The following is a 12,502-nucleotide window of genomic DNA, read 5'->3' as shown; positions in this document are numbered from 1 at the left end:
TTATCTTGACATCATATGTACAAGGACTATTATACCATGACCTTTCTCATAGTGGACAACAAAAAACAGACCAACTAGTGGTCTGTTTCGTAATCTAATTGCCTTTTAACAAGCTGCTGACTTCTGGAGGTTATGTGGTCTCATTCACCGGTTTGATTTCCTCAACAGCTTCTTCCATACCTGTATCGGCGTTGATGTAAATTCTATATTTCGTGCCGTTAATGCGTCCGCCGAATTCGTAACAAAGAACTTCTTTGCTGTAATCATTCTTAATGAGTGACTTACGAACATAGCTCTCCTCGAATTCCGGATTCAGCTTTTTGCGGGCTTGTTCAACTGTGAGTGTAGCTTTTGGAATCTCCCGTTTCTTCTGATGCTCATACACGAAGTCACTTGCCTGGAAGCCGGTAACATCCCCGTTATCGAGACCTACTCGAACAGACATTTTTTCCGGATAAATCAATGTATCGCCTTGTTTGCGCACATAGGTCAGGTTACCGAGATTGCCAAACTCATCGTAATTGACCGCCTTCATATCTTTGTAACCCTTATTGGAAAGGAATTGATCCGCTTTTGACATGGCATCTTTACGTGTTACTTTCTTTGTCCCGATCGGACGAGTGTCACTGTATGAGATGAGCAGACCACCATTACGTGTAAAGTCCATCATCAATTTACTGTCTTTGGACTGATTAATCGTGGCTGTGTACGATTCCCAATCTGTGCCTTTCCCATTTTCCTGTACTTGAATCTTACTATGCTCGGCGTCAGAAAACTTGGCAGCTTTCGTTTGGATCTGCTCTTTGGTCATCGGTAAGCCATCCAGCTTTTTCACCGAACGTTTGGCATAAATGCTGGAGACTGAAGGACCCCAGTCAAGTTCAGGGTACTCCTGGACCTTTTTGTTGACCGTCCGGAATCCATCCACGATGGTATTATCCATTGTTTGCTGTTCCGTCGCCATAGCCGACTCCGCATCCATCCAGCGCAAACGGTCCGAAAGGACTTTCTGCTGAACATTCTGCAGATTTTTGGTAATCTCGGATGAATTCGCATAAAGCTTTTTCAGGTTACCCATTTCCTTTTCACTTAAAGGTTCATTGGTCAGATCACGCATGGACGCTTGATAAGCAAAGTTGGAGATGCGGGAGAGAAACTCCTCCGTTTCACTGAATGGCAGCATCGTGAGCGGCAATTGGTTAATTTCATTCTGCGCTTCACTGGTAAGTCGCCATACATTCATCAGACCTTTACGATGCATCCCTTGGGACGTGGCATGAACCGCCAGTGTATTCCCAATCTCCGAGTGCAATTTGTCCATATGAAATGATAAATCGTGAAAAGCACGCTGGTATTGATTCTCTGCCTTGATCAGAATTGCATTTTTCTCCTGGTTCTCTTGGTATCCCCATACGAGAGCACCGATTAGCAGAACTGCAAATATCGGAAACATAACTGAACTTAAACGTTTATACATCGATAGAGTCTCCTTTCTTCTAAGCCACTACCTCTATTGTGGATCGAAGAAAGACCTCTTATGCATGCGATTTCCAGTCTGTCCAATGACGGGCTTATTACGAATGGTTCCAAGACGTTAGTTTAATTCAATTGAACCCAGGTTGTACCGCCATCTTCCTCAATTTCGAACTGATCCCGATTGTCACACAAACACTGTTTAAAACCGGTCTCGATTCTTCCGCGTTCCTTCTTGCCTCGCAGTGTAAAACGTTCTCCACATTGTTTGCATCTGATTTTAATTTTGATTCTCATCACGCTTATCCCCGTTTCTATTTGTCTTTCCCCGGGAATTTTTATTGTTGCAGCAAAAAAAACACACCAGGGCATCAGGCGCAGGTTGCGCTCCATGTCCACCAGTGTGTCCGTATTTTTATAATTTAATCTCTTCCTCACGCTTCACAAAACGAAAAGGAGAACGATTGTTGGCCCTTGTAATCTTGCCGATTGCTCCGTACCATAATCCCGCCATCAATGGCGCAATGAACCACAACCAATGATTCACCATGGTATTCATAATGACATCGTAAAGTGCATGCCAGAAGAACGGCAAAACGAGTGAGAGCATAAGAAACCAACGTTTTTTCTTGCCATCCGTGAACTTGGCCCGCCCCATGTAATAACCCATAATTACTGCAAACATGGCGTGACCCGATACAGGAAGCAAAGCACGAATAAACATGGCAGAGACGGAAGCATTCCCCGCAAAGGCATACAACACATTCTCAACCGTAGCAAACCCGAGTGAAACAGCAACGGAGTAAAGAATCCCATCATAAGGCTCGTCAAATTCGGTATGGTTATAGATAATATGGTATATCACAAACCATTTGACGAACTCTTCAACCCAACCTGAAATGAGGATGGCTTCAACATAAGGATTATCTCCAAGCCAGATCATCATGCCACGCTGAATAATCATCACAGGTAATACCATCAGAATTCCCATGAGAAAGACTCGAAATACCATGTGAAGAGGTTCAGAGTCATAACGGTCTTTCAGATAAAAGTATGTTAACAAGGCGAGACCCGGAGCTACTGCTGCCGCTAAAACCGAAAACAAAAGCACCGAAATTCCCTCCTCTGACTAAGAACGCAATTACAACTAGAGCTTAATCCTGACGTTTGAAGTGGGTGCAAATAACCTCAATCGCTTGCTCAGGCATAACAACCTTTCCATACTCTTCCATGACTGCTGGAGTAACTGAAGACCCTTCACCAAATTCAGCCAGCAGTGCAATCAACGCTGCGTGTTTGGTGGAATCCACGTCATCCGGTTCCAAATGCAAAAACCACTTGTCTTTATAGGAATAGAGTCTTCCAGCATCCGTTACGTGCTGACGCAACATATGTGCAGCCTCAATTAGCACTTCAAAATCTTTGAATGCATAGACGATGGAATCGCTTTGCTCCAGTGTAACTTCCATCTCATATACTTCTTCAGGCAGATCATCCTCGTTACCTGAACCATATTGTTGCGGATCATATTTCCCCCGGGTAACAATGACAACCATCCCTTGAGCGGGAAGTGCGAATACTTCGACAGCAAGCGGACCTGTAGCATCAAATCCAAGTTCGGAATAAGCCTGGTCCATCATTTCAGTGAACAGTTCATGAACTCTAGGTATTTCCTGCCACATATCTTCCTTTTGTATTCCGCGCTCGCTCAGATCGTCAAAGGTCAGGAAAATCCGTATCTTATCGTGACTTAATCGTTCTATTTTCATACAGGATCTCCCCTTTATAAGCAAGTCTTATAACAGATTATGAAGCACAAAACAATATGTGCTGAAAATAAATCTATGTAGTTATGTTATCATTTTATACCTCCAAATGCACGAAGTAAAATCGACAAAAAAGAATCATTCCACATCAAAACAAGACTGTGGATGATTCTAATGGGAAGTTTGTGTTTATAAACCCGGTACTGTTGTGTTTGTTTGAGTTAAGATTTGCTCAACTTCATGTTTAACATCCGGATTGGTGCGAATAAAATCTTTGAGCATGTTCATGTTCTCTTCTTTTTCCTGCGGAGTAATCGGTTTTGCTGTTTTTTTATGCGTACTTTTGTGGGAATCTCCGCTTTGTTCGTTTGACTTGGAGCTGAACCCGTCCATACCAGGGAACGTCATCTCCATCATTTTGTGTTTGGCCTGATTCATCATGTTGCGGGATGAACCGGAAGACAGCATAGACATTTTACCTTTGGACAGCCAAGAAGTGGCTGCTACACCAATTACAACACCCCAGAAAAAGGATGACGCCTTCATTACACCAACCTCCTTTTAATGTTAAAATCACAACTAGTGTTTGCGGGAGCGCGTCATCTCATTCCGCATAAATACAGGAAAGCGAGTTGAAGTCATGATTAGACACACCACCGCCTTAATTATGATCGTTTGCATGCTGTTGTCAGCGTGTGGAGCCAAGGATGAAATAACGCCTGAATCCACGATGTCCAGCAATGGATCGGTTACTTCGACGCAGGAGCAATCTAACGAGCCAACTGCCACTGACACAGAAGAAACACAAACCAATGATTCCCAGTCCAAGTCCACTACGGACACAACATCTGATCAAGAATCACCTAGGCGTGACGAAACGTCCACAATAGAAAAGGAAGGAAATGACACCACTTCTGGACAAACAACCGAAGATAATATTGAAAAAACGTATCACATGAACGCCAATTATTACATCAAACCCAACGACAAAGCTAGCGAAAGCAAGATTGTATTGTTGACATTTGATGATGGACCTAAAGAAGAAAAAATGATTGACGGATTAATCGACACATTGGATAAACATGGCGCGAAAGCAATATTTTTTGTTAACGGATACCGCGTGAAAAGTCATCCCGAGTTGCTGGAGATCATTCATAAACGTGGTCAGATTGTAGGAAATCATGCCTGGGATCATGAAGATCTGAAAAAGATGTCCACTACGGCAGCCGCCAAACAGGTAACCGATGTGCAAAAAATTGTAAAAGAAACGATTGGCGTGGAGCCTCAGTTCTTCCGCCCGCCTTTCGGATCCGGAAATGATGCACTGAAGGCTACAGTCAAAAATAACGGCATGTTATATATGACATGGTCCAATGGCTCACTGGACTGGGATAAGAGCACCAAAAACAAACCGGAGAAAGTCATTCAGAATGTGCTGGATCAATTAAATCCCGGCAGTAATATTTTGATGCATGAGTTGCCATGGACGGTTGAAGCATTGGATGAGTTGTTAACCAAACTCGAACAGAAAGGCTACACATTCGTCGACCCTCGCTCCATTGAACTGGAAGCACGCTGAGTTTCAATTACAATCGGTGTAGTCTTAGTGATCAATCTGGAATTGACCCGAAGCAACATACAAAGTTAACTCAAACAGCCTTGATCCTATGCGGATCAAGGCTGTTTATTTGAGAGCATTCTCAATGTAATGATATGCATTTCTGCTGGACAACAAAGTCTGAGTGGCAAATGATTTGTTCCATATCCTTTGCTAACCAGCATTTTGCCTTCTTGCTCATTATCCTTATCATCACGTTTCAAAGAGAACCACCCGCTAGACACGGAGCGGTACGCTTTGTTAAGAAACACGGGGCCAACGCCCGGAATTACCAATTGTCCACCGTGGGTGTGACCACTCAATATCAGATCCACAGGTTCATTCAAGTGAAGAGCCTGTAAGGGGTCGTGCACGATGGCAATCTTGCAATCTTTTGTATCCAATTCAGCAAGAAGCGAATCCCCTCGCCGTGAACGATAATCAACTCCGACCAGGCACAGTTTGCTTTTGCCTTTATGAAGATAGGCGGTTGAATCTTGTAAAAGTTGAACGCGTGTATCTCGGAATATACGTTCGAGCTGCGCAATTCCTGCTCTTTTATCATGGTTTCCATACACAGTATACGCAGGTGCAATATATGATAACAAGCTCATATTATGTCTGACGATGGGCCATGAGATTCCCTTTCCGCCACATCTCCCCCAATGATAACCCAGTCCACCTGATTTCGAAGGTGTTCCAGATCATTGTTTTTCAGCTTGCGTTTATGAATATCAGATATATACAGTATTTTGCTTCCATCAAAAGAAGACGGCAAATTCGGCACTTCAACCTCTTCTGTAACAATGTGGTGAAGATGGGCCTCCCTCCACATATGAACGAGCAATGCAATCCCTGCCAATATAACAGCAACGACCCAGGCCAGCATTACCATGGCCATGGAAGAAAAGTATTCAGAGGAGGCGCTCCTTTTATTCCCCACCAAACCAGACTGATTGTGAGCAAAACAAATATTAAAATGAGTGAATTCACAAATCGTTTACTGAGCCGTAAACGGCGAGAAGGATGAAGCTCCGTCCGTGTAGGAAGTGTGCCCGCTTCGGAAACGGATTCTTCTGATGGCTTTTGTTCTTTATTGGCACGTGCTGGTGCCCGCCGGGGAAGTACCGGACTTTCCAGCGATGATGTATAAGACTTGCGTTGTGATCTTGGTATAGAAACAGAGGTAATCGGTGTAAGTTCTCCTACCTCTGCGGCGGCAGCTGATTCAACGACCAGATTTGTTTGAGAAGCTTCAGGACGCTCAGATGTCTCTGTCTTATCTGAGTTACGATGGCGCTGACTGCCGTAAGTTTTCATTCTACTTAATTGCTGATTCATGATCCCCTCCGAAAACGTATCGCTAATCCAGACACCAAATCAATAATGAAATGACATAAAATAGGCGCCCATAATGTGCCGGATTGCATATAAATCCAACCCAATCCATAGCTTGAGACAAATACCCAACCCGTCGGAATCCAATGCCGCAGATAGCGAATATGGATGACCGCAAATAAAATACTTGTCCAGTAAGGACCTAACGCATACTGTATGGCTCCGCGAAATAACAATTCTTCACAAACAGCAACGATGGCTGCTATGCATACAATATGCCAGATCGGACGCTGACGGAACAGCATCTCGTTAATTCCCCCATCGTCCATACTTTCTTGAGGAATAACATAAGAAAGAACCAGGTCCATAACAAGCATAATTCCAGCCAGACCAAGGCCCCACCAAATAAAATGGTAACTGTCAGGCCAAGCAAGCACATCAAACAGATTTCTCTTCTGCAATAAAATCCATACAACCCCAATGATCAAAGTTAACCCTTGTGTAAAGTATAGATTGATCAGAAGCAAACGCTCGGTAAGTTGCTGTGGTTCAGCCTTCTGAATCTTGAACTTGGGAAACTTTAATTTTTTCATCGCCTGTGTCTGTCCTCTTGACTTATATTTGATGGATAACAAGTTCGTTGTCCAATCGGATAGTATACTAAATGATAGCCAAAAAACCAAATTGGTTCAAGGCCTGCCCCAAGTCCCGTTTTTTAAGCGAAGCTGTATCGAATGCGTTATTTCATTAATGCATTAAAATTCAATTCATAAAACAGCTTGTAATCGAGCTATTTATATCCATTAGGGAGCTCCATTATTAATATTTGTATGCTTCCTTTGCCACTGAAGGAAATGACTATAGGAAATCGAATTAAAACATTTAAGCCTATTGACATGCTCATGTCAGCCATGATACATTATGAAAAAATTAGTCACGTTAAACACGATGATGGAAAAAAGACGTTGCTTTGTCTTACAGAGAGCCGATGGATGGTGCAAATCGGTGGCAGGCAGATGATCTTGAGCGCTCCTGAGTTATTGCATTGAAAGTGGAGTAGGTGCAATCGGTTTAGACCCGTTATCCTCTTCGGTCTTCATTGACCGCTAAGACTGTCGTTGCGAAACGGCGGTGAATTAGGGTGGTACCACGACAACTCTCGTCCCTTATTGCGCAAGCAGTATGTGGATTGAGAGTTTTTTGATTTATTTTAAAGTACAGACGTGGAATTGCCCTATTTGCCACACCCTCCTCCTCTGCTGCGACACCGCGTTGTCGAGAGGAAGAGTTCCAACGGTTTTAAGGAATGCCTCTTTCGTGAGGTGAAACCTTGACGATATAGATACACATACCTAAGGAGGAAGAAACCATGTACAAAGTGTTAGTGTCGGACCCCATTAGTGATCTGGGAATTCAGCAACTGGTGGATGCAAATGATGTTGTAGTTGAGAAGAAAACAGGTCTTAGCGAAGATGAGCTTGTTGCAATTATCGGCGATTATGATGCCCTTCTGGTTCGAAGTCAGACTCGTGTAACGGATCGTATTATGACGGCAGGTACAAACCTCAAAGTCATCGGACGTGCTGGTGTAGGTGTAGATAACATTGATTTGGAAGCCGCTACCCAACGCGGTATCATTGTTATTAACGCTCCTGACGGTAATACGATTACGACATGTGAACATACATTTGCCATGATGATGGCACTGGCACGACATATTCCTCAGGCATATGCCAAAACCATTCAAGGTACTTGGGATCGTAAAACCTTCCTGGGTGTGGAGTTAAGAAATAAAACCCTGGGTGTGCTCGGTATGGGACGAATCGGTAGCGAAGTAGCTAAACGTGCCAAAGCATTCGGAATGGATATTCTGGCTTATGACCCGTTCCTCACTCAAGACCGTGCGGAGAAACTTCAAGTTAAGTTAGCTAGTGTGGATGATATCATTCGCAATGCTGATTTCATGACCGTTCACACACCATTAACACCTGAGACACGCCATATGATTTCCCGCCCACAATTCGAAGTGATGAAAAAAGGCATGCGTATTATCAACTGTGCCCGCGGTGGAGTTGTTGACGAAATGGCACTTGTTGAAGCCATTAATGAAGGTATCGTTGCTGGTGCAGCGTTCGACGTATTCGAGAGCGAGCCACCAGCTGCTGATCACCCGTTCCTGAATCATCCTAGCATTATTGTCACGCCTCACCTTGGTGCATCCACAGTAGAAGCACAAGAAAATGTAGCGATCGACGTATCCGAGCAAGTCCTGCATATCCTTCGCAATGAACCGTTCAAAAACGCGGTTAACATGCCTGCAGTAGCCCCAACCGTAATGAACAAACTGCAGCCTTATTTTAAACTGGGCGAAACACTGGGTAGTTTTGCAGCTCAGATCACTCAAAATGCGGTTCAGGAAATTCGGATCGACTATGCTGGAGATCTGTCTGAAGTGGATACTTCTCCTTTGACTCGTTATATTGTAAAAGGCATTTTGGCAAGACATTTAGGCGGGGAAGCCAATATTGTCAACTCCATGCATTTGGCTAAAGTGCGGGATCTCAACGTAGTGGTTAGCCAAACATCGACCACTAAAGGGTTTACCAATCTCATTACCGTCACACTTGTAACGACTCAGGATGCTGAAGAGCGTCGTGTTGCGGGCACACTTCTTGCCGGTTACGGAGAGCGAATCGTACGTCTGGACAAATTCCCAGTGGATATTGCTCCGGAAAGTCATCAAATTTTGATTTCGCATAATGATAAACCGGGTATCATCGGACGCGTTGGGACATTGCTTGGAGAAAATGAAGTTAACATCGCCTCCATGCAGGTTGGACGTAAAATCATTGGTGGAGCTGCTATCATGATTTTGACTGTTGACAAGGAAGTTCCAAAAGACGTGCTTGTGCAACTTGCAGCCCTTCCAGAAATCAATACTGCTGTTGAAATCGTTTTGAATTAATTACTGGGATTATTCACTTATAGGACAAAAAGAAGAGGCGAACCTTATCGGGTTCGTCTCTTCTTTATAACTCAAAAATTCTTTTTAAGAGCTTAATTCATGCATTAAGCTAATTGAATAATGTTTATGGTAGCCCCTGGTGGAGAAAGGATAGCTGTAGCAACAAGCCCAAATAATTGGAACTGGATAGTAGATCCGGCTGTAACCGTCACAATAAAGTCTGATTGCAACTGACTGAGAGAGAGTACTGGGGATACAACACTCGCAGGAATTGCTGTCCCGTTAAGTAAAATCCGGGATTGAATAGCAAGTGCCGCTGTCAGATTTATTTTATAAGAGATATAGTAGCGCCCTGCATTGGCAAGAGTGAAGGTATCATTCGTTCCATTGACGGTTATGCCAGTGCCTATATTTTGGTTATTCGGCAATGTAATCAATGTTCCACCCAAAATTACAATAATGGTACCACTTGTGTTCTCAGCAAATGCCGAATTCGAAGTTACAGAAGTTCCGGTTGCTCCTGTTGCTCCTGTTGTACCTGTACCTCCAGTAGCTCCTGTACCTCCGGTAACTCCTGTACTTCCCGTTACACTGACACCAGTAGCTCCCGTGACTCCCAGTGCTCCTGTATTTCCAGTAACCCCAGTCGCCCCGGTATCCCCTGTGACTCCCGTACTTCCCGTTACACTCACGCCAGTAGCTCCCGTAACTCCTGTTGCTCCTGTATCGCCAGTAACCCCAGTCGCTCCGGTATCCCCTGTGACTCCCGTACTTCCCGTTACACTCACGCCAGTAGCTCCCGTAACTCCCGTTGCTCCTGTATCTCCGGTTACGCCTGCGACTCCCGTTGCTCCCGTACCTCCGGTTACGCCTGCGACTCCCGTTACTCCCGTATCTCCGGTTGCACCTGCGAGTCCCGTTGCTCCCGTACCTCCGGTTGCACCTGCGAGTCCCGTTGCTCCCGTACCTCCGGTTACGCCTGCGACTCCCGTTGCTCCCGTACCTCCGGTTACGCCTGCGACTCCCGTTGCTCCCGTACCTCCGGTTACGCCTGCGACTCCCGTTGCTCCCGTATCTCCGGTTGCACCTGCGAGTCCCGTTGCTCCCGTACCTCCGGTTGCACCTGCGAGTCCCGTTGCTCCCGTACCTCCGGTTACGCCTGCGACTCCCGTTGCTCCCGTACCTCCGGTTACGCCTGCGAGTCCCGTTGCTCCTGTATCTCCGGTTGCGCCTGCGAGTCCCGTTGCTCCTGTATCTCCGGTTACGCCTGCGACTCCCGTTGCTCCCGTTACACTTACGCCAGTAGCTCCCGTAACTCCCGTTGCTCCTGTATCTCCGGTTACACCTGCGACTCCCGTTGCTCCCGTATCTCCGGTTGCGCCTGCGAGTCCCGTTGCTCCTGTATCTCCGGTTGCGCCTGCGAGTCCGTATCTCCGGTTACGCCTGCGACTCCCGTTGCTCCCGTATCTCCGGTTACGCCTGCGAGTCCCGTTGCTCCCGTATCTCCGGTTATGCCTGCGACTCCCGTTGCTCCCGTATCTCCGGTTACGCCTGCGACTCCCGTTGCTCCTGTATCTCCGGTTACGCCTGCGACTCCCGTTGCTCCCGTATCTCCGGTTACGCCTGTGACTCCCGTTGCTCCCGTATCTCCGGTTACACCTGTGACTCCCGTTGCTCCCGTATCTCCGGTTACGCCTGTGACTCCCGTTGCTCCCGAATCTCCGGTTGCACCTGTGACTCCCGTTGCTCCCGTACCTCCGGTTACGCCTGTGACTCCCGTTGCTCCCGTACCTCCGGTTACGCCTGCGACTCCCGTTGCTCCCGTATCTCCGGTTACGCCTGTGACTCCCGTTGCTCCTGTATCGCCAGTAACCCCAGTCGCTCCGGTGACTCCGGGATCACCTGTTGCCCCTGTGCTTCCCGTTACACTAACGCCAGTAGCTCCCGTGCCTCCTGTTGCTCCTGTGTCTCCCGTAACTCCAGTCAACCCAGTTACCCCCGTATCACCAGTACTACCCGTTAATCCTACTCCCGTTGCACCTGTCGCACCTGTGGCTCCTGCGCCAGCCAGCAACGTGTAATCCGGGGAGGTGCCTGGCGTACCTGTTGGTGATGCCACATTCGCAATATACGTACTGCCATCAAACGTTACCACTTGACCCGCTGGATAGGTTGGCGCTACTGCCGGATCGAATGGAACGATCCCACTCAAACCTACTCCGGTAGCTCCCGTTGGACCTGCATCCCCTGTTACACCCGTTAATCCTACTCCCGTTGCACCTGTTGCACCTGTGGCTCCAGCGCCAGCCAGCAACGTGTAATCCGGGGATGTTCCCGGCGTACCTGTTGGCGATGCCATATTCGCAATATACGTACTGCCGTCAAACGTTACCACTTGACCCGCTGGATACGTTGGCGCTACTACCGGATCGAATGGAACGATCCCGTTCAGCCCTACTCCGGTAGCTCCCGTTGGACCTGCATCCCCTGTTTCCCGGTTACTCCTGCTCTCGTTGCTCCAGTCGCACCGGTGGCTCCTGCGCCAGCTAGCAACGTGTAATCCGGTGATGTTCCCGGCGTGCCTGTTGGCGATGCCACGTTTGCAATATACGTACTGCCATCAAACGTTACCACTTGACCCGCTGGATACGTTGGCGCTACTGCCGGATCGAATGGAACAATCCCGCTCAGCCCTACTCCAGTCGCCCCCGTTACACCCGTAGGTCCAGCAGGACCTGCACCTGCAATTAATGTATAATCCGGTGATGTTCCCGGCGTTCCCGTCGGCGATGACACATTTGTAATATAGGTACTGCCATCAAAAGTTACAACTAGACCGGCCGGGTACGTTGGGGCCACTGCTGGGTCAAACGGAACTGCTCCATTCAAGCCTATGCCTGTTGCTCCGGTTGTACCGGTAGCTCCTGCCCCTGCAAGCAAGGTGTAGTCTGGTGATGTACCTGGGGTTCCCGTTGGTGACGCTACATTGGTAATATAGGTACTTCCATCAAATGTAACAATTTGGCCTGCTGGATAAGTTGGCGCTACAGCCGGATCAAAGGCCACAATACCACTTAAGCCTACCCCAGTGGCTCCAGTAGCACCTGTGGGACCTGCACCTGCAATTAATGTATAATCCGGTGATGTTCCAGGTGTTCCCGTTGGTGAAGCCACACTAGTAATATAGGTACTGCCGTCAAATGTTACGATCTGGCCCGCTGGATACGTTGGTGCTACAGCAGGGTCAAACGGCACAGAGCCACTGAGTCCCACACCTGTTGCCCCGGTAGCTCCAGTAGCTCCGGCCGCTGCTAGTAAAGTATAATCTGGTGAACTACCCGGGGTTCCCGTTGGTGACGCCAC

Annotated in this window: 12 protein-coding genes, 1 pseudogene and 1 other annotated feature; of the genes and pseudogenes, 2 read left to right on the top strand and 11 right to left on the bottom strand. The window is 47.0% G+C overall.

The genetic code is table 11. The features are described from left to right. Nucleotides 1-130: 130 nt before the first annotated feature. The 5 genes from ypeB to ACTWJ7_RS14745 all read right to left on the bottom strand — a co-directional run bounded on the left by ypeB (nucleotide 131) and on the right by ACTWJ7_RS14745 (nucleotide 3,785). Nucleotides 131-1,477, bottom strand: coding sequence for a germination protein YpeB (ypeB, locus tag ACTWJ7_RS14765; RefSeq protein ID WP_079349432.1), 1,347 nt, complete (start codon nucleotides 1,475-1,477; stop codon nucleotides 131-133). 122 nt (nucleotides 1,478-1,599) lie between these two features. Next, nucleotides 1,600-1,770 (bottom strand): hypothetical protein, encoded by a 171-nt coding sequence (locus ACTWJ7_RS14760; RefSeq protein WP_167666101.1) that lies wholly within the window; start codon nucleotides 1,768-1,770, stop codon nucleotides 1,600-1,602. A gap of 118 nt (nucleotides 1,771-1,888) precedes the next feature. Beyond that, nucleotides 1,889-2,584, bottom strand: a complete 696-nt coding sequence (prsW, locus tag ACTWJ7_RS14755) for a glutamic-type intramembrane protease PrsW (protein WP_024630690.1) — start codon at nucleotides 2,582-2,584, stop codon at nucleotides 1,889-1,891. 43 nt (nucleotides 2,585-2,627) lie between these two features. Next, nucleotides 2,628-3,242, bottom strand: a complete 615-nt coding sequence (locus tag ACTWJ7_RS14750; protein ID WP_024630691.1) for a genetic competence negative regulator — start codon at nucleotides 3,240-3,242, stop codon at nucleotides 2,628-2,630. Between the two features lie 186 nt (nucleotides 3,243-3,428). Continuing rightward, the gene (locus tag ACTWJ7_RS14745) at nucleotides 3,429-3,785 is read right to left on the bottom strand and encodes a hypothetical protein (RefSeq protein ID WP_024630692.1); all 357 of its coding nucleotides are present in this window, start codon (nucleotides 3,783-3,785) and stop codon (nucleotides 3,429-3,431) included. Between the two features lie 94 nt (nucleotides 3,786-3,879). Between ACTWJ7_RS14745 and ACTWJ7_RS14740 the strand changes: the two genes are divergently transcribed. Beyond that, complete coding sequence (locus tag ACTWJ7_RS14740) at nucleotides 3,880-4,818, top strand: polysaccharide deacetylase family protein (protein ID WP_301877624.1); 939 nt, start codon at nucleotides 3,880-3,882, stop codon at nucleotides 4,816-4,818. Nucleotides 4,819-4,913: 95 nt separating this feature from the next. Here the strand turns inward: ACTWJ7_RS14740 and ACTWJ7_RS14735 are convergent, their stop codons facing one another. The 4 genes from ACTWJ7_RS14735 to ACTWJ7_RS14720 are packed head-to-tail and all read right to left on the bottom strand — an operon-like array spanning nucleotide 4,914 to nucleotide 6,767. Beyond that, nucleotides 4,914-5,450, bottom strand: a complete 537-nt coding sequence (locus ACTWJ7_RS14735) for a metallophosphoesterase (RefSeq protein WP_443145580.1) — start codon at nucleotides 5,448-5,450, stop codon at nucleotides 4,914-4,916. Next, entirely contained in the window at nucleotides 5,447-5,737 is a 291-nt protein-coding gene (locus ACTWJ7_RS14730; RefSeq protein WP_443145579.1) for a hypothetical protein, read from the bottom strand. The genes ACTWJ7_RS14735 and ACTWJ7_RS14730 overlap by 4 nt, the downstream gene beginning before the upstream one ends. Beyond that, a complete protein-coding gene (locus ACTWJ7_RS14725; RefSeq protein ID WP_079349435.1) occupies nucleotides 5,725-6,177 on the bottom strand; it encodes a hypothetical protein in 453 nt (150 codons plus the stop codon). The genes ACTWJ7_RS14730 and ACTWJ7_RS14725 overlap by 13 nt, the downstream gene beginning before the upstream one ends. Beyond that, the gene (locus ACTWJ7_RS14720) at nucleotides 6,174-6,767 is read right to left on the bottom strand and encodes a type II CAAX endopeptidase family protein (protein WP_024630696.1); all 594 of its coding nucleotides are present in this window, start codon (nucleotides 6,765-6,767) and stop codon (nucleotides 6,174-6,176) included. Before ACTWJ7_RS14720 ends, ACTWJ7_RS14725 begins: the two co-directional genes overlap by 4 nt. Nucleotides 6,768-7,113: 346 nt before the next feature. Beyond that, nucleotides 7,114-7,344, top strand: a binding site (T-box leader). Between the two features lie 199 nt (nucleotides 7,345-7,543). Here ACTWJ7_RS14720 and serA point away from each other — a divergent pair. Then, entirely contained in the window at nucleotides 7,544-9,139 is a 1,596-nt protein-coding gene (serA, locus tag ACTWJ7_RS14715) for a phosphoglycerate dehydrogenase (protein ID WP_079349437.1), read from the top strand. A 104-nt stretch (nucleotides 9,140-9,243) separates the two neighbouring features. Here serA and ACTWJ7_RS14710 read toward each other — a convergent pair. Further along, nucleotides 9,244-11,498: pseudogene (locus tag ACTWJ7_RS14710) on the bottom strand (BclA C-terminal domain-containing protein). A gap of 95 nt (nucleotides 11,499-11,593) precedes the next feature. After that, entirely contained in the window at nucleotides 11,594-12,502 is a 909-nt protein-coding gene (locus ACTWJ7_RS14705; protein ID WP_443145578.1) for a hypothetical protein, read from the bottom strand.

Source organism: Paenibacillus sp. 1A_MP2 (assembly GCF_052244825.1).
Classification (GTDB): domain Bacteria; phylum Bacillota; class Bacilli; order Paenibacillales; family Paenibacillaceae; genus Paenibacillus; species Paenibacillus vandeheii.
Note: the sequence above shows the minus strand (reverse complement) of the source record. Positions and strands in the feature narration are given on the sequence as shown.